The sequence below is a fragment of the Dactylosporangium sp. NPDC051087 genome (assembly GCF_055586325.1).
In genome coordinates, this window is sequence record NZ_JBVJIJ010000001.1 from 154,639 (window position 1) to 176,653 (window position 22,015).

22 protein-coding genes are annotated in these 22,015 nt (G+C 71.2%); 14 read left to right on the plus strand and 8 right to left on the minus strand.

Annotated features, from left to right (window positions below; all coding sequences use genetic code 11):
- Nucleotides 1-142: 142 nt before the first annotated feature.
- From ACZ6TV_RS00690 to ACZ6TV_RS00720, 7 genes are all read right to left on the minus strand, one after another.
- Nucleotides 143-388, minus strand: coding sequence for a MoaD/ThiS family protein (locus ACZ6TV_RS00690; protein ID WP_465293838.1), 246 nt, complete (start codon nt 386-388; stop codon nt 143-145).
- On the minus strand, nt 385-531 hold the full coding sequence (locus tag ACZ6TV_RS00695) for a hypothetical protein (protein WP_465293840.1): 147 nt from the start codon (nt 529-531) through the stop codon (nt 385-387). Before ACZ6TV_RS00695 ends, ACZ6TV_RS00690 begins: the two co-directional genes overlap by 4 nt.
- A 192-nt stretch (nt 532-723) precedes the next feature.
- Nucleotides 724-1,755, minus strand: coding sequence for a GTP 3',8-cyclase MoaA (moaA, locus tag ACZ6TV_RS00700; RefSeq protein ID WP_465293842.1), 1,032 nt, complete (start codon nt 1,753-1,755; stop codon nt 724-726).
- 31 nt (nt 1,756-1,786) lie between these two features.
- Complete coding sequence (locus ACZ6TV_RS00705; RefSeq protein ID WP_465293844.1) at nt 1,787-2,653, minus strand: fructosamine kinase family protein; 867 nt, start codon at nt 2,651-2,653, stop codon at nt 1,787-1,789.
- On the minus strand, nt 2,653-3,087 hold the full coding sequence (locus tag ACZ6TV_RS00710; protein WP_465293846.1) for a hypothetical protein: 435 nt from the start codon (nt 3,085-3,087) through the stop codon (nt 2,653-2,655). Before ACZ6TV_RS00710 ends, ACZ6TV_RS00705 begins: the two co-directional genes overlap by 1 nt.
- Nucleotides 3,059-4,717, minus strand: a complete 1,659-nt coding sequence (locus ACZ6TV_RS00715; protein WP_465293848.1) for a GTPase family protein — start codon at nt 4,715-4,717, stop codon at nt 3,059-3,061. The genes ACZ6TV_RS00710 and ACZ6TV_RS00715 overlap by 29 nt, the downstream gene beginning before the upstream one ends.
- A gap of 64 nt (nt 4,718-4,781) precedes the next feature.
- A complete protein-coding gene (locus ACZ6TV_RS00720) occupies nt 4,782-6,602 on the minus strand; it encodes a GTPase family protein (RefSeq protein ID WP_465293850.1) in 1,821 nt (606 codons plus the stop codon).
- Between the two features lie 238 nt (nt 6,603-6,840).
- On the opposite strand from ACZ6TV_RS00720, the gene dnaK reads away from it, so the two are divergent.
- The 4 genes from dnaK (at nt 6,841) to ACZ6TV_RS00740 (ending at nt 11,227) form a co-directional block, all read left to right on the plus strand.
- Complete coding sequence (dnaK, locus tag ACZ6TV_RS00725) at nt 6,841-8,715, plus strand: molecular chaperone DnaK (RefSeq protein ID WP_465293852.1); 1,875 nt, start codon at nt 6,841-6,843, stop codon at nt 8,713-8,715.
- Nucleotides 8,712-9,455 (plus strand): nucleotide exchange factor GrpE, encoded by a 744-nt coding sequence (gene grpE / locus ACZ6TV_RS00730; protein WP_465293854.1) that lies wholly within the window; start codon nt 8,712-8,714, stop codon nt 9,453-9,455. Before dnaK ends, grpE begins: the two co-directional genes overlap by 4 nt.
- A gap of 24 nt (nt 9,456-9,479) precedes the next feature.
- A complete protein-coding gene (gene dnaJ / locus ACZ6TV_RS00735; protein ID WP_465293857.1) occupies nt 9,480-10,718 on the plus strand; it encodes a molecular chaperone DnaJ in 1,239 nt (412 codons plus the stop codon).
- Nucleotides 10,719-10,789: 71 nt separating this feature from the next.
- Complete coding sequence (locus ACZ6TV_RS00740; protein WP_465293859.1) at nt 10,790-11,227, plus strand: heat shock protein transcriptional repressor HspR; 438 nt, start codon at nt 10,790-10,792, stop codon at nt 11,225-11,227.
- A 124-nt stretch (nt 11,228-11,351) separates the two neighbouring features.
- On the opposite strand, the gene ACZ6TV_RS00745 is transcribed toward ACZ6TV_RS00740, so the two are convergent.
- Nucleotides 11,352-11,783 (minus strand): hypothetical protein, encoded by a 432-nt coding sequence (locus tag ACZ6TV_RS00745; protein ID WP_465293861.1) that lies wholly within the window; start codon nt 11,781-11,783, stop codon nt 11,352-11,354.
- Nucleotides 11,784-12,005: 222 nt separating this feature from the next.
- Between ACZ6TV_RS00745 and ACZ6TV_RS00750 the strand changes: the two genes are divergently transcribed.
- The 10 genes from ACZ6TV_RS00750 to ACZ6TV_RS00795 all read left to right on the plus strand — a co-directional run bounded on the left by ACZ6TV_RS00750 (nt 12,006) and on the right by ACZ6TV_RS00795 (nt 22,014).
- Nucleotides 12,006-12,539, plus strand: coding sequence for a DUF1707 SHOCT-like domain-containing protein (locus ACZ6TV_RS00750; protein WP_465293863.1), 534 nt, complete (start codon nt 12,006-12,008; stop codon nt 12,537-12,539).
- A complete protein-coding gene (locus ACZ6TV_RS00755; protein ID WP_465293865.1) occupies nt 12,536-13,681 on the plus strand; it encodes a sialidase family protein in 1,146 nt (381 codons plus the stop codon). The genes ACZ6TV_RS00750 and ACZ6TV_RS00755 overlap by 4 nt, the downstream gene beginning before the upstream one ends.
- A gap of 73 nt (nt 13,682-13,754) precedes the next feature.
- Nucleotides 13,755-16,349 (plus strand): ATP-dependent chaperone ClpB, encoded by a 2,595-nt coding sequence (gene clpB / locus ACZ6TV_RS00760; RefSeq protein WP_465293867.1) that lies wholly within the window; start codon nt 13,755-13,757, stop codon nt 16,347-16,349.
- Nucleotides 16,350-16,360: 11 nt separating this feature from the next.
- Nucleotides 16,361-16,729, plus strand: coding sequence for a hypothetical protein (locus ACZ6TV_RS00765; protein WP_465293869.1), 369 nt, complete (start codon nt 16,361-16,363; stop codon nt 16,727-16,729).
- Between the two features lie 69 nt (nt 16,730-16,798).
- Nucleotides 16,799-17,464 (plus strand): hypothetical protein, encoded by a 666-nt coding sequence (locus ACZ6TV_RS00770; protein ID WP_465293871.1) that lies wholly within the window; start codon nt 16,799-16,801, stop codon nt 17,462-17,464.
- A gap of 76 nt (nt 17,465-17,540) precedes the next feature.
- Nucleotides 17,541-18,329 carry an SDR family NAD(P)-dependent oxidoreductase gene (locus tag ACZ6TV_RS00775; protein WP_465293873.1) on the plus strand — a complete coding sequence of 263 codons (789 nt, stop codon included), beginning with the start codon at nt 17,541-17,543 and terminating at the stop codon, nt 18,327-18,329.
- 341 nt (nt 18,330-18,670) lie between these two features.
- Nucleotides 18,671-19,210, plus strand: a complete 540-nt coding sequence (gene pyrE / locus ACZ6TV_RS00780; protein ID WP_465293875.1) for an orotate phosphoribosyltransferase — start codon at nt 18,671-18,673, stop codon at nt 19,208-19,210.
- Between the two features lie 63 nt (nt 19,211-19,273).
- Entirely contained in the window at nt 19,274-19,654 is a 381-nt protein-coding gene (locus ACZ6TV_RS00785; protein WP_203848243.1) for an ArsR/SmtB family transcription factor, read from the plus strand.
- On the plus strand, nt 19,655-20,293 hold the full coding sequence (locus tag ACZ6TV_RS00790; RefSeq protein WP_465293878.1) for a class II aldolase/adducin family protein: 639 nt from the start codon (nt 19,655-19,657) through the stop codon (nt 20,291-20,293).
- A gap of 77 nt (nt 20,294-20,370) precedes the next feature.
- Nucleotides 20,371-22,014: a VWA domain-containing protein gene (locus ACZ6TV_RS00795; protein ID WP_465293880.1), complete on the plus strand. Its 1,644-nt coding sequence runs from the start codon at nt 20,371-20,373 to the stop codon at nt 22,012-22,014.
- Nucleotide 22,015: the final 1 nt, after the last annotated feature.

Below are 22,015 nucleotides of genomic sequence, written 5' to 3' on the forward strand. Positions count from 1 at the left end.
GAGCAGCACCACGACCAGCGCGCCGACCCGCCGGCCGCGCCGGGTGGTGACCACGTCCTTGACCAGCCGCTTCCACAGATACCAGTGGATCGCGCCAACCACCAGCAGCACGATGACCAGGAAAAGTGCGATGAACACGTGCTCAGCCGCCCGCGAATGGTGGAAGGACGTCGACGGTCGCCGCCGAGGGCAGGGCCGCGTCGCGGTCCCGCCAGGACGTGCCGTCGACCAGGAACGAACAAGCAGTGATCACCGAGGCCAGCTTCGGCCGGCCGTCGGTCACGGTGGCCACGAGCTCGCCGAGCGTCGCCGCTTCGACCTTCTCCTCGGCCAAGCCGGCGGCCGCCCGGGCCCCGGCGAAGTAACGGACAAGCAGCACGTCGGTCATCCCCCGATCCCGGCCGCGTCGAAGGCGGCGTGCCCCCCGGCGGAACAGTCCACGAGCAGCACGGCGGTCATCCCCCAGACCTCGGCGGTGCCGGAACCAGAGCGGCTCCCGGCAGAACAGCGAACCAGCAGCACCGAGGTCATCCCCGGTCCCCGGCGAGGAGCACCGCGCTCATTCCCCGAAATCCGGCCACGACGCCGAAGTCAGCGCGCCCTCCGGTGGAACAGTGCACGACCAGCACGACGGTCATCCCGCGATCCAGGCCGCGACGCCAGAGGCCGTGACACCAAAAGCCGCGTCGCCCCGGGCGGAACAGCGCACGAGCAGCACCGCGCTCATCCCCCGATCGCCGACATGGGACGCGCGGGCTGCAGGAACTTCGGGTCGTCGATGCCGTGCCCGGCCGGCTTCGCCCACATCGCCTTGCGCCACAGGTCGGCCAGCTCGCCGTCGGTCGCCCCGGACCGCATCGCGCCGCGCAGGTCGGTCTCGTCCTGGCTGAACAGGCACGAGCGCACCGCCCCGTCGGCGGTCAGCCGGGTGCGGTCGCAAGCGCCGCAGAAAGGCTGCGACACGCTCGCGATCACGCCGACCCGCGCGGGCCCGCCGCCGACCGCGGTGTGCCCCTCGACCAGCCACGTCTCGGCGGGCGCCCCACCGCGCGACACAGGATCGGGCCGCAGGTCGAAGGCCGAGCGCAACCGGCCGAGGATCTCCTCGCCGGTCACCATCTCCTCGCGCCGCCAGGTGTGCCCGGCGTCGAGTGGCATCTGCTCGATGAACCGCAGCTCATAGCCGTGCTCGAGGGCGAACCGCAGGAGCGGCACCGCCTCGTCGTCATTGACCCCGCGCAGCAGGACCGCATTCATCTTCACCGGCAGCAGCCCGGCCGCCGCCGACGCGGCGAGTCCGGCGAGCACGTCGGCGTGCCGGTCGCGGCGGGTCAGGGTCTGGAAGCGGGCGGGGTCGACGGTGTCCAGCGAGACGTTGACCCGGTCGAGCCCCGCCTCGGCGAGCGTCCCGGCGAGGCGGGCCAGGCCGACCCCGTTGGTCGTCAGCATGGTGCTCGGGCGCGGCGAGAGTGCGGCGATGGCCCGCACGATCCCGGGCAGCCCCCGGCGCAGCAGCGGCTCGCCGCCGGTGAAGCGGACCTCGGTCACGCCGAGATGGGCGACCGCGACCCCGATCAGCCGGACGACCTCGTCGTCGGTGAGCAGCGTCGGGCTCGGCAGCCAGTCGAGCCCCTCGGCGGGCATGCAATAGGTGCAGCGCAGGTTGCACCGGTCGGTCAGCGACACCCGCAGGTCGGTCGCCACGCGGCCATGACGGTCGGAAAGACCGGCACCGGGTGGCTCCGAAGGCGTCATGCCCGAAACGGTACCCCAGCGCCATGACAACTCAGAGAGCTCGCAGTGTGGAGCGCACCGACTCCCGATACGAGGCCCCGAACAGGGCGGTGTGCACCAGCAGGAGGTACAGCCGGTGCAGCGCCACCCGGTCCTGCCACCCGTCCTGCAGCGGCCACGCCTCGCGGTACGCGGCCAGGATCCGGTCGAGGTGCGGCGCGCCTCCCCACAGTCCGAGCAGCGCCAGGTCGGTCTCCCGGTGCCCGCCGTGCGCGGCCGGGTCGACGAGCCAGCCGTTGCCGGAGCGGTCCCACAGCACGTTGCCGGGCCACAGGTCACCGTGGATGCGGGAGGGGGGTTCGTCGCCGCCGTACGTCTCGATGCCCTCGATGACCCGCTCGACTCCGGTGGCATCGGAGCCGGTGAGCGCGCCGTTGTCGATCGAGGTGCGCAGGAAGGGCAGCAGCCGCCGCTGCGCGAACCAGGGCGCCCACGGCCCGTCCGAGGGGTCGTTGGGCAGCGGCGCGGTGCCGATGTATCCGGTCCAGGTCGCGCCGAACGCCGCGGCGCCGGTCCGGTGCATCGCCGCCAGCTGCCGCCCGAGCCGGGAGGCGCCTTCGGGGGTCGCTTCGCCGTGGTCGATCCACTCCAGGGCGAGCATCGAGGGCAGTTCGGCGATCACGACAGGTACCGACACCGTGTCCGACGATCGAAGCCACCGCAGGCCCGCCGCCTCGGTGGCGAAGAACCCCGCGGGCGGGTCCTCGAGGGACTTGCAGAAGATCGAGCTGCCGTCGTCGAGCGTGAGCCGTTGCGCCGTGCAGATGGACCCGCCCGGCACCGGCGTCTCCCGGATCCGCTGATGCTGGATGAACATCGGCAGCTGAGCCGGATGCTCCTTCAGGTACTCCAGGTCCATCAGCGTCGCCTCTGCATGAAGGGAAGGTGGGTCGCGGCCAGCGCCGGCGGCACGAGCGCCCCGGCCACCAGGCTCAACAGGCTCAGCACCCGGTCGGTCGTGCCCATGTGCCCGGCGTGCAGCGCGTGATAGCCGAAGTGCAGCGTGCCGAAGACCGCCGTGGCCGCCCCGGCCAGCCAGCTGATGGCGGGCCGGTCGAGCACGGCCGCGGTGCCGCACAGCACCGCGATCATGAGCATCGTGGCGCCCAGGTCGACGATCAGGTGCTGGTTGTACGGCGGATACGCGGCCGTCCAGTGCAGTCCGAGCCCCGGAAATGTGGCAAAAAACCCGTGTGGCGCCAGAACCGCCCAAAACCCCCACACCGCATTTATAGCGGCAATGGCGAAAAATCCGAATCGGCGGCTAGCGGGCAGCAGCGCGGAGAGCGTCACGCGCGTCATCGTACGAGCGCAGCACCCCACGCATCGGTGCCACGATGTGCACGTCCGCCACCTCGGCGATCGCGCCCCGCAGCCGCCGGTCGGCGCGCGCCTTCGCCCGGCGGGCGGCGAGACCGACGATGGGGCGGACGACGATCGACAGCAGCACCCCGAAGAGCAGCCCGCCGGCGAGCAGGGTGGTCGGCAGCGGCAGCCGGCCGACGTGCGGCGCGGTGACGTCCGGCAGTCCGAGGAACGCGAAGACCGCCCGCACCGCCAGCCACAGCAGCCCGACCAGCGCAGTCGCGGCGCCGAGCCACTGCAGCGCCCCCACCAGCCGCCACCAGAACGGCCGGCGGGTCATGCCGAGGTCGGCCGAGGCGACCGCGACGTCGAGCGCGTCGGGCACGTCGTCGAGGTGGGAGCGGGAGGCGGCGGTGACCGCGGCCGGCCACGGCTCCGGCAGTCCGGCGGACGCCTGCTCCGCGACCTCCCGGGACGCGAGCGCCACCGCGGCCTTCTGGGCGGCGGTGCTTTCCGGGAGTGAGGATGCGGCAGGTGTACTGCCCACAGGCTGATCAAGATGAAGCCGCCGCAACGGGTCGGGGCGCAGTTTGCGGACCCATCGGGCGACCGGCCAACCAAGGACGCCGGTGGCCCGGTGCCGGTAGGTGCGCTCCGTCGCGGTGACGACGATCGGGACCCCGGCCGCGACCGCGAGCGAGTCGGCGAGCCGGTCGACCGCGGCGGCCTGGATGCGATCGCCGCGCACCTCGGCGGCGACCAGCGGCTCCAGCTCGCCGACCGCGCCCTGCACGTCGCCGGCGAGCCGCTGCAGGAAGGCCTGCCGCTGCTCCACCGTGCGCTCCAGCGTGGCCCGCAGCGTGTCGAGCCCCGGCTGGCCCTTCGCGGACGTCGCGAACGCGGGCACCCCGCCGAGCCCGTCCGCTTCCAGCAGCCGGCGCAGGTCGGCGACGAGCCGCTCGCTGTCGCCCCGGTTGAGCCGGTCGGCCTGGTTGAGCACGACGACGGTCACGTCCCGGTGCCGCTGGAACTGCGACAGATACTGCTGGTGGACGACCCGGTCCGCGTACTTCTGCGGGTCGAGCACCCACACCACCAGGTCGACCAGGCGCAGCAGCCGGTCGACCTCGAGCCGGTGCCGGGCCTCGATCGAGTCGAAGTCGGGCAGGTCGAGCAGGACCAGGCCGCGCAGGCCGGCCTCGTCGTCGCCGTCGAGCGCGCTCTCCCTGGTGAAGCGCCGGTTGGGCGGCACACCGAGCCAGTCGAGCAGCGGGCCCGCGCCCTGCGCGCCCCACACGCAGGCGTGCGCGACGCCGGTCGTCGGGCGGCGCACCCCGACCCGCGACAGCTGGAAGCGGCACAGCGCGTTGAAGAGGCTGGACTTGCCGCTGCCGGTGGCCCCCGCGAGGGCGACGACGGTGTGCGCGCGGGACAGCGCGAGCCGCTCGCCCGCCCGGTCGATGACGGTGCGGGCCGTGACCAGCTGGGCGTCCGGCACGTGGTCCTCTGCCGCCTGTACGAACCGGCGCAGCGCCTCCACCCGGTCGGCCAGGCGATCGGCGTCCACCGCGCCGCCCTGCCGGGGGATCACCTGCTTGATCTTGTCCACGAGACTCATCCCGTCGCCTCCGCTGCGCTCCGGCGCTCACGATGAGCAGGCACTCCGCCGCGCTCCTGACTGCTCACTGCGGCTCCAGCCGGACGTCGGCACGGGCGAGTTGCACCGCGGTGCTGGCGGCGCGCAGCCTGCCCGCGAAGTCGTCGTCGATCCCTGCGCCGGCCAGCGCGCTACGGTAGCGCCCCGCCTCCTCGTCGAAGAGGGCGGCGACCCGCTCCAGCAGATCCTGCCTGGCCCGCTCGGCGAGCGACCGCACCGCCTGGTCGCCGAAGATCGCCTCCAGGACCTTCTGCGCGGTGACGGTGGTGCCGCCGGCGACCACGATCTCCAGGCCGGTCGGGATGAAGGCGGTGGCGGCGAAGACCGAGACCATCACCAGCAGCCCGGTCGCGTTGACCGCATAGGCGCTGGCCCGGGCGATGACCCGCTTGTCGCCCGCCTCGGTGCGCACCAGGTCGAGGACCGAGCGCTGCCAGTCGCGGGTGAGCCGGGAGATCCGCTCGTCGAGGTCGTCGGAGGGGTGGGTCAGGTTGGGCGCGGCGGCCAGCAGCGCGGCGCCGGCGGGGTGCGCCTTCCAGGCGAGGCCCGCCCGCTCGGCGGCGTCGGTCGCGGCGCCCTTGAGCAGGATCGCCAGGCCGGAGCCGATCGCCTCCTTGAAGCGCTCGCCGGGCGCCGGCCGGCCGGTGATCGCGGCGACGATCCGGTCCCGGGCCCTCCCGACGCGGGCCTGCAGCGCGCGCATGATGTCGCCGGTGCCGACGAGCTCCTGCCAGCGGGCGAGCACCTCGCCGCGCAGCAGCGCGCCGTCGTGGATGCCCTGCTCCACCGAGGAGGTGGCGGCCCGGTAGGACCCGCGGACGGCGTCGTCGAGCGCCTTGCCGGCGGTGACCTGGTCCTCGGCCGCCGCGGCGAGCACGCCCACGTCCATGGTCAGCGCGTCGACGGCGCCGCCGACGGTCTGGCGGACCACCGCGGCGCGGGCCTCGGCGGAGCGGGCCAGCTTGCCGAACCAGTCCCGCAGCGGTGCGACCTGCGTCTCGCTGAGCAGCCCCTGACTGTCGAGCCGGGCCTCGGGCAGGATGAACAGCGGCACCCCGCCGAGCTCCTGCGCCTCCAGCATGGCGGTCAGGTGCGGGCCGATCTCGTCGGCCGCGCCGCCGCCGGGCACCCGGTCGAGCACCAGCGCGATGGCGGTGCCCCGGCTGCGGGCCGTGCGCAGCATCCCCCACGGGACGGCGTCGGCGTAGCGGGCGGCGGTGGTGACGAAGAGCCAGAGGTCGGCGGCGGCGAGCAGCTGCGAGGCGAGCTGCCGGTTGGCGTCCACGACGGAGTCGATGTCGGGCGCGTCGAGCAGCGCCAGCCCGGCGGTCAGCGCCTGGGCGGACACCACCTGCAGGGTGCCGGTGTCGCTGCTCGCGCCGCTGGTGCGCATGAGCGACGGCAGCACGTTGGCCTTGGAGAACCAGGACATGTCGGTGGGGTGGCAGACCAGGACCGGCGCGCGGGTGGTGGGCCGCAGCACGCCCGCCGGGCTGACCGGGGTGCGGATCAGGCTGTTGACCAGGGTCGACTTGCCGGCGCCGGTCGAGCCGCCGACGACCACCAGCAGCGGCGCGTCGAGCCGGTCGAGCCGGGGCAGCAGATAGTCGTCGAGCTGGTCGACCATGGCGGCGGCGACCGCCGTGGCCCGCTCGGCGCTGGGCAGCGGCAGCGCGAAGCTGGTCGCCTTGCCGAGGTCGCGCAGATCGACCAGCGCGGTGACGAGGTCGGCGACGGGGGACCGCTCCGGCTCCCGGGCGCGCGGGGGCCGACCGGTGGACGGGCCATCAGCTGAAGGGCTGGCGGCCGCCGACCGGGCGGACACCGACTCGCCCTGTGTGGTCACGGGTAAAGCGTGCACGATGTCGCTGTCCAGCGCCATGCAATGGCCGTAAGCATCGATGTCACCCAGCGCAATCTCACCCAGGACCTACCACAGGAACCCTCGCGGGTGTGACAAGTTGCGCCGAGGTCACTCAAGGTTGGACTTGACGATCGAGACTTGCGTGGCACTATTGAGTGACAGTCACTCAACTTCGCAGCCGGGCGCTTCGCACCGACTGCCTCCTGGAGGTCAAGCAGCTATGGCACGTGCGGTCGGCATCGACCTCGGAACCACCAACTCGGTGGTCAGTGTCCTGGAGGGCGGCGAGCCCAGCGTCATCGCCAACGCCGAAGGTGCGCGCACGACGCCGTCCATCGTCGCCTTCGCCCGCAACGGCGAGGTGCTGGTGGGCGAGGTCGCCAAGCGCCAGGCGGTCACCAACCCGGACAGGACCATCCGCTCCGTCAAGCGTGAGATGGGCACCAACTGGGCCATTGACATCGACAGCAAGAAGTACACCCCGCAGGAGATCTCCGCGCGGGTGCTGATGAAGCTCAAGCGCGACGCCGAGGCCTACCTGGGCGAGCAGATCACCGACGCGGTCATCACCGTGCCGGCATATTTCAACGACTCGCAGCGCACCGCCACGAAGGAGGCCGGCGAGATCGCCGGCTTCAACGTGCTGCGCATCGTCAACGAGCCGACCGCGGCCGCCCTGGCCTATGGCCTGGACAAGGGCCCGAAGGAGCAGACCGTCCTGGTCTTCGACCTCGGCGGTGGCACGTTCGACGTGTCGGTCCTGGAGCTCGCCGAGGGCGTCGTCGAGGTCAAGTCGACCTCCGGTGACAACCACCTCGGTGGCGACGACTGGGACGAGCGGGTCATCGACCACCTGGTCAAGACCTTCCGCGGCCAGCATGGCATCGACCTGTCCGCCGACAAGATGGCGATGCAGCGGCTGCGCGAGGCCTCCGAGAAGGCCAAGATCGAGCTGTCGGCCGCCACCACCACCTCGATCAACCTGCCCTACATCACCGCCGGCGCCGACGGCCCGCTGCACCTGGACACCCAGCTGTCGCGCGCCGAGTTCCAGCGGATGACGCAGGACCTGCTCGACCGCACCAAGGTGCCGTTCGAGAGCGCGATCCGCGACGCCGGTATCAAGGTCGGCGCGCTCGACCACGTGATCCTCGTCGGTGGCTCGACCCGTATGCCGGCCGTGACCGAGCTGGTCAAGCAGCTCACCGGCAAGGACCCCAACAAGGGCGTCAACCCGGACGAGGTCGTCGCCGTCGGCGCCGCCCTGCAGGCCGGTGTCCTCAAGGGCGAGGTCAAGGACGTCCTGCTGCTCGATGTCACCCCGCTGTCGCTGGGCATCGAGACCAAGGGCGGCATCATGCACAAGCTGGTCGAGCGCAACACGACCATCCCGACCAAGCGCTCCGAGGTCTACACCACCGCCGACGACAACCAGCCGTCGGTGCTCATCCAGGTCTTCCAGGGTGAGCGGGAGATGGCCTCGGGCAACAAGCGCCTCGGCACCTTCGAGCTGACCGGCCTGCCGCCGGCGCCGCGTGGCGTGCCGCAGATCGAGGTCACCTTCGACATCGACGCCAACGGCATCGTGCACGTGTCCGCCAAGGACCTCGGCACGGGCAAGGAGCAGTCGATGACGATCACCGGCGGCTCCGCGCTGCCGAAGGACGACATCGAGCGGATGATGCGCGACGCGCAGGACCACGCCGACGACGACAAGCGTCGCCGCGAGGACGCCGAGACCCGCAACCTGGCCGAGGCGCTGCAGTGGCAGACCGAGAAGTTCCTCGCCGAGAGCGGCGACAAGATCCCGGCCGACGCCAAGGACCAGATGAACGAGGCGCTGGGCGACCTGCGCAGCGCGCTGGGCGGCAACGACACCGAGCGGATCAAGGCGGCGCACGAGAAGCTGGCGCAGGTCTCGCAGCAGGCCGGCAGCGCGCTCTATGAGCAGCAGCGGCAGCAGAGCGCCGGTGGCGAGGCCCCCGGTGCCGGGTTCGCCGGCGGCGACACGGCCGGCGCGCAGGCCGGTGCCGCGGGCAATGGCCCGGATGACGTCGTCGACGCCGAGATCATCGACGAGGACAACAAGAAGTGACCGACGAAGCCCGCGCCGCCGGCCCGGAAGGGCCGGCGGAGCGCGTTGTGATCAAGGACAAGCGGAAGGTGTCGGCCAACGGCAAGCCGGCCGACACGACTGACGCCGGACACACCGCGGAGGAGGCCGACGTGGAGGTCGAGGAGACCGAGACCGTAGCCGAGCAGGCCGGGGTAGCAACTGAAGAGGAGCCGGTCGAGGGCGAGATCGTGGACGAGGCGTTCACGGTCCACGCGCCCTCGAGCGGGGCGCCGGGCGAGGCGGCCGCGCAGGGCACCACCGACGACGCGCACCAGCACGGCCTCGGCGCCGAGCTGGCCGCGCTGCGCACCGACCTCGAAGAGCGCACCCGGGACCTGCAGCGGGTCACCGCCGAATACGCCAACTACCGCAAGCGGGTCGACCGCGACCGGTCGCTGGTGGTGGAGCAGGCCAGCGCCAACGTGCTCGGCGCCCTGCTGCCCGTGCTCGACGACCTCGACCGGGCCCGTGACCACGGCGACCTGGTCGGGCCGTTCGGCGCGGTCGCGGAGCAGCTCAACGCGGCGCTGACCAAGTTCGGGCTGACCGTGTTCGGGGCCAAGGGCGACCCGTTCGACCCGACCCGTCACGAGGCGGTGGCCCACCTGACCTCGGCCGAGGTGACCGAGCCGACCTGCATCGACGTGATGCGGCGCGGCTATCTCCTCGGCGAGCGGCTGCTGCGACCGGCTCTGGTCGCCGTTGCCGACCCGGAGTAAGAGACGCCTGGAGGAGGTGGCGCAATGAGTTCGAAGGACTGGTTGGAAAAGGATTTCTACGCGGTTCTGGGCGTCACCAAATCCGCTTCCACCGACGAGATCAAGAAGGCGTATCGCAAGCTCGCGCGCGAGCTGCACCCCGACCGCAACCCCAACAACGCGGCGGCCGAGGAGCGGTTCAAGGCGGTGTCGGAGGCATATGACGTGCTGTCCGACACCGGCCGGCGCAAGGAATACGACGAGATGCGGTCGCTCTTCAGCGCGGGTGCGTTCCGGCGCAACGCGCGGGCCGGCAACCACGGGGCCGGTCCCGGCTTCGACTTCTCCGACCTGTTCGCCAATGGCGCGCAGGGCGGCGGGGCGGGCCCCGGTGCCGGTGTCGGTGGCGACCGCCGCTTCGGCGGCGCGGGTTTCTCGGACCTGTTCAGCTCGATCTTCTCCGGTGGCGGCGGGGCCGGCGCGGGTGGGCCGGGCGCGGCCCCCGGACGCCGTGGCCGCGGCCGCGACGTCGAGACCGAGGTGGTCCTCAACTTCGCCGACGCGGTGCAGGGCGCGACGCTGCCGATCACGCTGCGCACGCCCGGCACCTGCGAGACCTGCCACGGCAACGGTGCGGCTCCCGGCTCCACGCCGCGGACCTGCCCCAACTGCCGCGGCCAGGGCGTGGTCAGCAGTAACCAGGGCTCGTTCAGCTTCACCGAGCCGTGCCGCGAGTGCCAGGGCGTGGGCACGATCGTCGACGAGAAATGCCCGGAGTGCGTGGGCAGCGGCGGCGTGACCAAGACCCGCACGATCAACGTGCGCATCCCCGCCGGGGTCGCCGAGGGTCAGCGGATCCGGTTGAGCGGTCGCGGCGAGCCGGGCACGCGTGGCGGCGCGGCCGGCGACCTGTTCGTGTTGATCAGGGTGCGTCCCGACTCGGTGTTCGGCCGCAGCGGCGACGATCTGACCCTGACGGTGCCGGTGTCCTTCGCGGAGGCGGCGCTCGGCGCCGACCTGCGGGTGCCGACCCTCGACGCGGCCGTGACGCTGCGGGTGCCCCCGGGCACGCCGAGCGGGCGGACGCTGCGGGTGCGCGGCAAGGGGGTCGCCCGGCGCGACGGGAAGGTCGGCGACCTGCTCGTCACGATCGACGTCCACGTGCCGGCGGAGCTGTCCGAGGCCGCCCGGCAGGCACTGTCCGACTACGCGGCCGCGGCGCCGCCGGCTCCGAGGGAGCGGCTCGACGCGATCGCACGGGAGCGCAGCAGCTATGAACGATGAGGGAGCACGTCGCACAGGAGCGCCGCAGTCATGACCGGTGACCAGGCACATCGCATGGGAGCGCAGCAGCCATGAAGGATGAGGAGCACGAGATCTTCATCAGCTTCGAGGCGGTCTCCGACGCCAAGGTGCTGATCATCTCGATCGCGGCCCGGCTGGCCGGGATGCATCCGCAGACCCTGCGGCAGTATGACCGCATGGGGCTGGTGCAGCCCGGCCGGACCTCCGGCGGCGGCCGTCGCTACAGCGAGCGTGACGTGGCCCTGCTGCGCGAGGTGCAGCGGCTCAGCCAGGAGGAAGGCGTCAACCTCGCCGGTATCAAACGGATCATCGAGCTCGAGGGTCTCGTCGGCGACCTGCGCCAGCGCGTCGCGGACCTGGAGGACGAGCTGATCCGCACCCGGCACCGGCTGGCGCAGGTGGAAGCGGCCGGTTTCCCGCGCCGTGACCTGGTGCCGACCCATCAGCACCCGACCGCGCTCGTGGTGTGGCGGCCGACCCAGAAATAGGCGTTTGCCCCGGCGCGCCATGGGGAATCAGGTGCGCAGGGAATGGTGTGGTCATCCGGAGGGCTGACCGGATGCTCGCAGGGTGTGGTCAAGTCGAGAGGGCGCCGTCACTGACGGCGCCCTCTCAGCTGATTCTGCGTGGTGAGCGGGTCAGGCCGCCCTCGCACCAGTCGTGATATTCGAAGAGCTCCGGCCGGGCCAGCAGCATCCGGGCGTTGTGCGCCCAGGTGGTCAGCAGCTCGTCCCCGTGCTCCTCGGCCTGCTCGACAAACTTGCGGAGCCGCCGCTTCGGGTGCGCGCGGAAGTGCGTGCGGATCCCGTCGGCGGCGTAGATGTACAGGCAGTGCAGCGCGAACCGGCGGGCCGGGCACGCCGGGTCCATCGCCAGGTCGAACAGTGTGCCGATCAGTCGGTCGCCGGCGACCAGGAGATCCCAGTCGGGCGGCATGGTCTGCAGCACCGACGCATCGGGGTGGTAGGCCCACGCACGCAGCTCTGCTGGAGTAGGGTCGACCGGATTCGCAAAGCCTCGGAATCCCGCTTGTTGCACGCTCACCGTCAGCTCCCGTGGCCAGCGGGTATGTGATCGCCAGAGGTTCTGGAGTCGGCGACAACTTAGCCCGCCACCTGGCGACTGCGGAAGAGCCGAAGGGACCGCTTACTCTCCGGATACCGCCATACGGGTGGCTTTAAGGTGATAAGTCCCTCGGGATCTGGGCTATATCAATGGCTTCCCGGCTGGGTCTACAGTGTCGTCGTGAGCACGGACCATCGCGGCATGCGCATTTCCGACGCGGAGCGCGAGCGTGTGGTTGCCCAGCTGAACACGGCGGTCTCCGAAGGTCGGCTCACCCTCGCGGAGTTCGAGGAGCGCGTCGACGGGGTCCTGCGGTCGCGCACGTTCGGCGAGATCGAGCCGTATGTGATGGACCTGCCGGTGCAGCAGATCACGGCGCCCAAGGCCGTCGAGATCCGTAACCGTTCGTCGTCGCTGAAGCGCCAGGGCCGCTGGACGGTCCCCCGCGTGCTGTCGATCACGACCAGATCCGGTTCCGTGAAGATCGACTTCACCGAGGCGATCTTCGCTACGACCGTCGTGGACGTCACGCTCGACGCGCAGTCCAGCTCGGTCGAGCTCGTCCTCCCCGCGGGCGCCGCCGCCGACCTCGATGGCATCGACGCCGACGCGAGCAACGTGCGGTCGCGGGTCGAGCCGTCGGGCCAGGGGATCACCTTCCACATCGCCGGCCAGGTCAGGAGGAGCAGCGTCAAGGTGCGCTATCAGCGGAGATTCTGGCGGTGGCGCTGGTGAGGCGGCGCGCGCTCGCCTCCGCTCTCGCCCTCACGCTGACCATGACGCTGACCGCCGGGTCCTGCAAGCCCGACGAGGAGCCGGTGGCGGAGCCCACCTCGGACGTGTCATACCAGGAAGAGCCGCCGCCCGCGCCGCCCGGTCCGGAGGACCCGCGCAACCGGATGTCGGTGGTCCAGGTGCCGAAGGGCACCTCACCGCGCGCGGTCGAGTTCGCCGACGCCGACACCGGCTATGCCCTCTTCAGCTCGTGCGTCAGCGGCCAGGCCTGCCAGGTCGGCCTGGTCATCACCCTGGACGGCGGCCAGTCGTGGGTGCCCCGCAAGGTGCCCTTCGACGACGCCACCGAGGTCGAGATGCGCCTCGGCCGGGGCAACGTGCTGCTGCTGCGCACGGTGCCCGGCGGCTGGTATGTCTCCCGCGACACCGGCCACACCTTCAAGCAGTTCCCGATCCTGCCCCCGCCGCCGGAGCTCAACCTCACCGAGCCGCGCTTCAGCATCGGCTGCCTCGACGGCTCGGTCGACTGCGCGGCCCGGCAGCCGATGGAGGTCACCGACGAGGGCAAGCGGGTGGCGCTGCCCAGCCAGCCCGCCGGCAACCAGCGCTTCACGAGCCTGGTCGCGCAGGCGGACGGCAAGCTGTGGCTGACCGCGCAGTCCGTCGAGACCTCCGGCTCCGCGCCACCGACGATCACGGTCGCGGTCTGGAGCAGCGCCGATCACGGCCGCACCTGGCGGGCCGAAGGCTCGGCCCGGCTGCCGCAGCACAGCGGCGTCGAGCCGCACGTGGTGGTGGCCCCCGACGGCTCCGACGTGTGGCTCGCCGGCAACCAGTTCGCCGCCCGCCGTAACGCGGGTGGGGCGTGGGTCGAGGCCAGCGCGATGCGCGAGATCGCGGATGTGTACAGCGCCGAGGTCCTGCCCGGAGGCACCCTGCTCGCGGCCACCGGCCAGGGCGTCCTGATGATCGACGAGGACCGGCGCGCCCGCGACCAGGGCGGCCGGCTGGTCTTCCGGCTCCGCAGGCTCTCGGAAACGATGATCCTCGGCTATCCGGCGCAGCAGTCGGGTGAGGTGTGGCTGTGCGAGGTGAAAGACAAGATTTGTGAGTGGTCGAGGGTCGCTGTCTCTGCGCGATAAGACTTGAGTGGAATAGACTCAACCTCGGGAGCGTCGTACCTGGTGCACAGGTATGGACCGGAACGAGGAGCCGATGAACGCCGAACGACTGACCACCAAGAGTCGCGAGGTCATCAAGGCCGCCGTTGACGCGGCGAGCCAGCGCGGACACGCGACCGTCGAACCATGGCACCTGCTGCTGGCGCTGCTGGACACCGGCGGCTCGACCGCCGCGGGCCTGCTGCGCGCCGTGGGGGCCAACCCAGCCGACATCCGCCGCGCGGCGCTGCACGCCGTCGACAGACTGCCCAGCGCCAAGGGTTCCAGTGTCGTCGAGCCCAATGTCGCCCGCGAGTTCGCCAACGCGATCGCGGCCGCGGAGCAGATCGCCCGCCCGCTCGGCGACGAATACACCTCGACCGAGCACCTGCTGGCGGGCCTCGCCCGCGTCGGCGGCGCGGTCGCCACCCGCCTCAAGGACTCCGGGGCCACCGAGCAGACGCTCGTCGCCGCGTTCCCGCAGGTCCGCGGCGGTGACCGGCGCGTCACGACGGCCGACCCGGAGCAGACCTTCCAGGCGCTGGAGAAGTATGGCGTCGACCTCACCCAGGCCGCCCGCGACGGCAAGATCGACCCGGTCATCGGCCGGGACTCCGAGATCCGCCGGGTGATCCAGGTGCTGTCGCGCCGCACCAAGAACAACCCCGTGCTGATCGGCGAGCCCGGCGTCGGCAAGACCGCGATCGTCGAGGGCCTCGCCCAGCGGATCGTGGCCGGCGACGTGCCCGAGTCGCTGCGCGACAAGCGCCTGGTCAGCCTCGACCTGGCGGCCATGGTCGCCGGCGCGCAGTATCGCGGCCAGTTCGAGGAGCGGCTCAAGTCCGTCCTGGAGGAGATCAAGAGCTCCGACGGGCAGGTCATCACTTTCCTCGACGAGCTGCACACGATCGTCGGCGCCGGCAAGGGCGAGGGCTCCATGGACGCGGGCAACATGCTCAAGCCCATGCTGGCCCGCGGCGAGCTTCGGATGGTCGGCGCGACCACCCTCGACGAGTATCGCGAGCACATCGAGAAGGACCCGGCACTGGAGCGCCGCTTCCAGCCCGTCGTGGTCGGCGAGCCCTCGATCGAGGACACCATCGGCATCCTGCGCGGCCTCAAGGAGCGCTACGAGGTGCACCACGGCGTGCGGATCACGGACGCGGCCCTGGTCGCGGCGGCGACGCTCTCCGACCGGTATATCGCCGACCGCTTCCTGCCGGACAAGGCCATCGACCTGGTCGACGAGTCCGCGTCCCGGCTGCGGATGGAGATCGACTCGCGGCCCGTCGAGGTCGACGAGGTCGAGCGGATCGTGCGCCGACTGGAGATCGAGGAGATGGCGCTGGCGAAGGAGCCCGACGCCGCCTCCGCGGAGCGGTTGCAGCGGCTGCGCGCCGAGCTGGCCGACCGCCGCGAGCACCTGACCGCCCTGACCGAGCGCTGGCAGAACGAGAAGCAGCACATCTCCGCCGTCTCCACGATCAAGGAGCAGCTGGAGCAGCTGCGCGGCGAGGCCGATCGCGCCGAGCGCGACCTCGACCTCGCGAAGGCGTCCGAGCTGCGGTATGGGCGGATCCGCGACCTCGAGCAGGAGCTGCGCACCGCGGAGGTGGAGCTCGAGGAGCTGCAGTTGTCCGGGTCGATGCTGAAGGAGGAGGTCGGCGCCGACGACATCGCCGCGGTGGTCGCCTCGTGGACCGGCATCCCCGCCGGCCGCCTCATGGAGGGCGAGACGGCGAAGCTGTTGCGGATGGAGGAGTCGCTGCGCAGCCGGGTCGTCGGGCAGGAGGCCGCGGTGCAGGCCGTCTCCGACGCGGTGCGCCGCGCCCGCGCCGGGATCGCCGACCCCGACCGCCCCACGGGCAGCTTCCTCTTCCTCGGCCCGACCGGCGTCGGCAAGACCGAGCTGGCCAAGGCGCTCGCGGAGTTCCTCTTCGACGACGAGCGCGCCATGGTCCGCATCGACATGAGCGAGTATGGCGAGAAGCACACGGTCGCCCGGCTCGTCGGCGCGCCGCCCGGATACGTGGGCTACGAGGAGGGCGGCCAGCTCACCGAGGCGGTCCGCCGCCGGCCCTATTCGGTGGTGCTGCTCGACGAGGTCGAGAAGGCGCACCCCGACGTGTTCGACGTGCTGCTGGCGGTGCTCGACGACGGCCGGCTCACCGACGGGCAGGGCCGCACGGTCGACTTCCGCAACGCCATCCTCATCCTGACCTCCAACCTGGGCTCCGAGGTGCTCGCGGACGACCCGACGCTGACCGCGGAGCAGCGGCGCGACGCCGTGATCGCCTCGGTGCGGGGTCACTTCAAGCCCGAGTTCGTCAACCGGCTCGACGACATGGTCGTGTTCGACGCCCTGTCGCCCGCCGACCTGCGCCTGATCGTCGACATCCAGCTGCAGGCCCTCGGCCGGCGCCTGGCGGAGCGGCGGCTGACGCTCGACGTCACCGACGCGGCACGTGACTGGCTCGCCAGTCTTGGGTATGACTCGGTGTATGGCGCCCGACCCCTGCGGCGCCTGGTCCAGACGTCGATCGGCGACCAACTCGCCAAGGCGCTGCTGGCCGGCACGATCCGCGACGGCGACCGCGTCGTGGTGGACCTGGCGGACGACAAGAAGGCGCTCGCTGTCAGCGCCGGATAGGGACGTGGGCGATGCTGTGGAAGAAGAGCGGTGCGTTCGATGAGGAATTGCGCCAGCTCGCCGACGCCGAGACATTGGCGTTCGGCGGGGTCGGCATCGCCGGCACGGTCCTGCCGGCCACCAAGGCGTATTTCGCGGTCGAGGAGGGCCTGCGCCAGCACGGTGCCGAGCTGCGGCCCAAGCTGGAGCGGCTCCTCGACCACGCCAAGCCGGCCGGCCGGCTCTACGCGGCCGAGCTGCTGACCCACATCGACGCCGACGCGGGCCGGGCCGCCTGGCAGCACCTTGCCAGGCAGGACGCCGAGGTGACGACCTTCAGCGGCTGCATGATGGGCAGCACCACGCTCGCCCGCTACGCGCAAGATCGGCTCAACACGTGAGCCCTGGTCCTGCGCCAACACCCCGACGTCGATACGGTTGATCCTCAAGGTTTCCTGGGAGGAGATCCGATGGCATTCGCCGACCCAGCGTCTGGGCCGCGTGCCCGACCGTCCACCGTCAACCTGGCCGTCTACCTGCTCTACGCGGCGGCCGCGATCGAACTGATCAACGTCATCATCGGCCTTGTGTATTCCGGCAAGCTCACCGAGGGTGCGAAGAAGGCCGTGGCCGGCACGTCCCAGGAGGGTGCGGCCGACAACCAGTCCCTCAACGGGACGATCAGCCTTGTCGTCGGGGTGCTGCTCATCGCCCTGTTCGTCGTGCTGGCGATCTACGTCGGCAAGGGCAAGCAGATCGCCCGCATCCTCACCTGGGTCCTCGGCGGGCTCGCGACGTGCTGCACGGCCGGCATCTTCGGCCTGGCCTTCGTCGGCGAGGCCGGCTGGGAGCAGCTGCGCAAGGACGACCCGACGCTGCCGACCTACGACGAGTACAACAAGCTGATCTACTCCGAGGTCCCGGGCTGGTATCAGCCGGTGACCACGCTGCTCGGAGTGCTGCTGATCCTGGCGATCCTGGGTGCCATCGTGCTGCTCGCGCTGCCGGCGTCGCACCCGTACTTCCGCAAGGTCGAACCGCAGTGGGAGCCGCCGGTGCCCGGCGCTTCCGGTGACCCCGGCTACCCGCCGCCGCCCGTCGACGGCCCGCCGCACCAGCCGCCGCCGGCACCGTAGGACAGACCGCACAAGGCAAGCGAAGGCCCCGGGGAGACCCGGGGCCTTCGGCGTGCCTGGGGCTAGATTGGCCCGCATGACCGAGCGGCCAGTCGCACTGATCACCGGCGCCACCGCGGGCATCGGCGCCGCGTTCGCGCGCGAGCTCGCCCGCAGCCACGACCTGGTGCTGGTGGCCCGCGACAAGGGCCGCCTCGAGGCGATGGCGGCCGAGCTCGGGCGCGAAGGCGGCGCCGAGGTGCTGCCCGCGGACCTGTCGACCCCGGAGGGCTGCGACCTGGTCGCAGCCAGGATCGCCGCGCCGGAGCGTCCCGTGGACCTGCTGGTCAACAACGCCGGGATGAGTCTCAACACGCCGCTGTCGCGATCGACCGTGGAGCGGGAGGAGCTGCTGCTGCGGCTCAACGTCCACGCGGTCATGCGGCTCACGCTCGCGGCGCTGCCCGGCATGACCGCCCGCGGGCGCGGCGACATCATCAACGTCTCGTCGGTGTCCGGGTTCGCCGCGATGATGCCCGGCTCCACGTATCCGGCGAGCAAGGCGTGGGTCACCAACTTCAGCGAGTCCACCGGGCAGCTGGTGCGCGCCAAGGGGGTCCGCGTGATGGCGCTGTGCCCCGGCTACACCCGCACCGAGTTTCACGAGCGGGCCGGCATCAGCACGGCCAAGATGCCGGCGTGGCTGTGGCTCGACGCCGGCGGCGTGGTCCGTGACGGGCTGCGCGATCTGCGGAAGGGCAAGCTCGTCAGCGTGCCCAACTGGAAGTACAAGATGGCCGTCTTCGGCATCCGGCACGCGCCGCAGAGCCTGGTCCGGCGTGTCTCGAGCGGCACCCGCTCCCGCATCGGCCGAGATGATCATTGAGTGGGGCGAACATCGAGCATGATTGTGGTCACCGTGCCGCCGAACGGTCGGATTTGGACGGCGAAGGGCTGACTCCCTGGACCTGGAGCCCTCGAAAATGGGTGTTTGTGCAGGTCAGGGTCCATGTGACGGGTCCTCGAGGGGTACGCGGAAGCGTCGAAACCAACGCGAACCCCCCTCATGTGTGCTTCGTTGACCCCTGTCACCGTCACCCCTCGCGTCACTCGTGGTGATCGCTGCGATCACCTTCGTATTCCTCCTCGTCCACTTGACGGCCCTATATTTCTGCGAGAGTGCGGGTCATCGATTCGCTCGGCAGATTTAGCGCGTACGCTTCGGTCATGACCGACCGTGACGACCTGCTGAAACTCGTGCTCGACCTGGCTGTGGTCCGAGGCAAGGTGACGCTGTCGTCAGGACAAGTAGCCGACTGGTACGTGGACCTACGTCGCTTGACGCTGCACCATGCCGGTGCGCCGCTTGTCGGCCGGGTGCTGCTCGATCTGGTCGCCGACTGGGATTTCGACGCTGTGGGAGGGCTGACCCTCGGCGCCGATCCGGTGGCCACCGCGATGCTGCACGCGGCTGCCGCGCGGGGGACGGGACGCAAGCTCGACGCGTTCGTCGTTCGGAAGAGTGACAAGGCTCACGGTCTGCAGCGCCGGGTCGAAGGACCCGACGTCAAGGGCCGGCGGGTGCTTGCGGTGGAAGACACCTCCACGACAGGGGGAAGCGTTCTCACTGCGGTGGAGGCGTTGCGCGAGGCCGGCGCGGAAGTTGTCGGTGTCGCGGTTATCGTCGACCGTGGGGCGGAAAAGGCGGTCCGCGCCGCGGGGCTGAGCTATCGCTCAGCATTTTCGTTGGCCGACCTCGGCCAATAGGGCTGAAAAATTGTCGATTCGGACCTGCGGATATGCAGGCGGGTCGATGGTGTTGGTGGAAGGATGGAATACGTGGGAACTGCGCTGGCTGAGATGACCCTGCCCCAGATCTCGCCGCTTGCTGGCGAGCCGATTGATCGCGCCGATGCCGAGCGTCTTGCCGGCGTCCTGAAGGCACTTGCCGACCCTGCCCGACTCCGGCTCCTGAGCCTGATCCAGTCGGCACCGGACGGCGAGGCGTGTGTTTGTGACCTGACGGCCCCGCTCGGGCTCTCGCAGCCCACGGTGAGCCACCACCTGCGAATCCTGACCGAGGCTGGGCTGCTGGAGCGCGAGAAGCGGGGTGTCTGGGCGTTCTACCGCCTGGTGCCCGCCGCCATCGGCACCATCGCCGACCTTCTGACGCCGCCGCGCAAGCGGGCGACCAAGAAGGCTCCTCGGTAGGTGCTCGAAGAGTCCGACGATCTGCGCGACCAGCTTGCCCGGCTCGGGCAGGCGGTCGTGCAGGCCGGACTTGTCGTGGGCTCGGGCGGCAACCTGTCCGCCCGGGCACCCGGGTCCGACGACTGCTGGGTGACTGCCGCCGGCACCTGGCTCGACGGACTGTCCCAAGATTCGTTTGTTCGGGTCCGAATCAGCGATGGTGCGGTGCTTGACAACACTGCCGCGCCATCATCTGAGCTCGGGCTCCACCTGGCGACCTACCGCGTCCGGCCCGACGCGAACGCGATCGTGCACCTGCACCCGCAGACGGTGCTGCTGCTCGACGCCATCGACGAGCCGATCAGGATCGTCACCACCGACCATGCCTTCTATCTGAGGCAGGTCGTGACCACGCCCTTCAGCCCGCCCGGTGACCCCCGGGTCGGTGAGCTGGCCGCCGCCGCATGCGCGGACGGCGTCAACTGCGTGGTCCTTTCCCACCACGGCTGCTCGGTGATCGCCGACTCGGTCGAGCTCGCCCACAAGCGCGCCTTCTATCTGGAAGAAGCCGCACAGCTGACCTACCGGGCATTGACCCTGGGCCGCCCACTGCGGCCGGTGCCGACCGACTGGCTGAACCTTCCCTCAGCCACCGCCTGACCTGCGCCTACACTCGTCCGATCGCACGGACGTGAACGCCGTGCGGCACACGGAGCGGCGAAGGGCAGGGCGAGCGGGTGAAGCTGCGTGCACCATTGGCGGTCGTCGGGATCCTGGGGCTGATCGGCATCACCGCCGTCGGCGTGCGCGCCGTGGCCGGCGGTGACGGCGACTGCGACAGCGGCGTCAGGCTCGTCGTCGCGGCCGCCCCCGACATCGCGCCCGCCGTCCGCGACGCCGCGGCCCGCTGGAGCGCCACCAAACCCAAGGTCAGCGGCGACTGCGTCCAGGTGCAGGTGCGCGCCGCCGAGCCGGCCGACGTCGCCAACCAGCTCGCCGCCCGGGCCGGCGGCGCGATCAACGTCGCCGCCACCGCGCTCCCCTCGCCCGCCGACGCCGACGTACCGTCCGTGTGGATCCCCGACTCGACCGCCTGGCTCGTGCGGATGCAGGCGGTGAGCCGCGAGGCGTTCGAGCCCGACGCCACCTCCGTCGCCGCCAGCCCGGTCACCCTCGCCGTGCCCGAGTCCCTCCTGAGCACCCTCGACGCCGGCGGCGGCACGGCCGGCGCGCCACAGGTCGCGGCGCTGCTCGGAAAGGTCGCCGGCAAGCAGGTCCAGCTCGCCGCGGTCGACCCGCGCCGTAGCACCGCCAGCCTCGCCGGGGCGGGGCTGCTCTACGACTCGATCGTCACCGAGCCCAAGAAGCTCGTCGACGTGGTCAAGGCCTACCGGTCGATCGCCGTCGCCACCGACCAGGCGGCGCTGGTCAAGACCGCCGGCCCGGCCCAGGTCGCGCCGATGAGCGAGCAGGCCGTCATCGCCCACAACATGGGCGGACCGGCCGCGCCGCTCGCCGCGCTGCCCGTGGAGCCGCCCGTGACGCTCGACTACCCGTACGCCACCGTCAGCGGCAAACCGAGGGCCAACATCGAGGCGGCGGGGCTCTTCCGCACCGCCCTGACCGCCGAGGGCAACCGGGACCTCTTCGCCAAGCTCGGCTTCCGCGCCGCCGACGGCTCCACCAGCGCCGGCTTCCCGTCCGGCCGTGGGGCGGCCACCGCCCCGGTGGCGGTCAAGCCGCTGGCCGAGGCGCAGAAGATCAACGACATCCTCGGCTACTGGAACGCCACGACCGCCCCGTCGCGGGTCCTCACCCTGGTCGACATCACGTCGTCGATGAACCGGCCGATGGGCGGCACCGGCTCCCCGTCGCGGCTGCAGGTGCTGCGCAAGACCGCCACCGACGGGCTCGGCCTCTTCACCGACGACAGCGAGCTGGGCCTGTGGGCCTACGGCTCCGGTCATCAGGAGGTCGTCCCGCTCAACCCGCTCAACCAGGGGCAGCGGGCCAGGCTGACCACGGCCGTCTCCGCCGCCAAGGCCGCCCCGAGCGACGTCTGCGGCCTGTACGAGACGGTGCTGGCGGCCTACAAGGCGCTCAAGGACGGCTACAAGGAGGGGCGGTCCAACACCGTCGTGGTCTTCACCGACGGCGCCAACTCCAAGCCCGGGATGAGCCTGGAGACGCTGAAACTGGAGCTGGAACGGGCGACGGACCCGACCCGCCCAGTACGCGTGGTACTGCTGGGGGTCGGGCCCGACGTCAAACAACAGGAGCTGGCGGAGATCGCCGCCGCTACGGGCGGCCGGTCCTTCGTCGTCACCGACCCCGAGCAGATCGGCAACATCTTCCTGCAGGCGCTGATCAGGACGAGCTAGC

Coding starts and splice junctions, on each gene's coding strand:
- ACZ6TV_RS00690 (WP_465293838.1), bottom strand. CDS start 388: ATGACCGACGTGCTGCTTGTCCGTTACTTCGCCGGGGCCCGGGCGGCC.
- ACZ6TV_RS00695 (WP_465293840.1), bottom strand. CDS start 531: ATGACCTCGGTGCTGCTGGTTCGCTGTTCTGCCGGGAGCCGCTCTGGT.
- moaA (WP_465293842.1), bottom strand. CDS start 1,755: ATGACGCCTTCGGAGCCACCCGGTGCCGGTCTTTCCGACCGTCATGGC.
- ACZ6TV_RS00705 (WP_465293844.1), bottom strand. CDS start 2,653: ATGGACCTGGAGTACCTGAAGGAGCATCCGGCTCAGCTGCCGATGTTC.
- ACZ6TV_RS00715 (WP_465293848.1), bottom strand. CDS start 4,717: ATGAGTCTCGTGGACAAGATCAAGCAGGTGATCCCCCGGCAGGGCGGC.
- dnaK (WP_465293852.1), top strand. CDS start 6,841: ATGGCACGTGCGGTCGGCATCGACCTCGGAACCACCAACTCGGTGGTC.
- dnaJ (WP_465293857.1), top strand. CDS start 9,480: ATGAGTTCGAAGGACTGGTTGGAAAAGGATTTCTACGCGGTTCTGGGC.
- ACZ6TV_RS00740 (WP_465293859.1), top strand. CDS start 10,790: ATGAAGGATGAGGAGCACGAGATCTTCATCAGCTTCGAGGCGGTCTCC.
- ACZ6TV_RS00750 (WP_465293863.1), top strand. CDS start 12,006: ATGCGCATTTCCGACGCGGAGCGCGAGCGTGTGGTTGCCCAGCTGAAC.
- clpB (WP_465293867.1), top strand. CDS start 13,755: ATGAACGCCGAACGACTGACCACCAAGAGTCGCGAGGTCATCAAGGCC.
- ACZ6TV_RS00765 (WP_465293869.1), top strand. CDS start 16,361: ATGCTGTGGAAGAAGAGCGGTGCGTTCGATGAGGAATTGCGCCAGCTC.
- ACZ6TV_RS00770 (WP_465293871.1), top strand. CDS start 16,799: ATGGCATTCGCCGACCCAGCGTCTGGGCCGCGTGCCCGACCGTCCACC.
- ACZ6TV_RS00775 (WP_465293873.1), top strand. CDS start 17,541: ATGACCGAGCGGCCAGTCGCACTGATCACCGGCGCCACCGCGGGCATC.
- pyrE (WP_465293875.1), top strand. CDS start 18,671: ATGACCGACCGTGACGACCTGCTGAAACTCGTGCTCGACCTGGCTGTG.
- ACZ6TV_RS00785 (WP_203848243.1), top strand. CDS start 19,274: ATGGAATACGTGGGAACTGCGCTGGCTGAGATGACCCTGCCCCAGATC.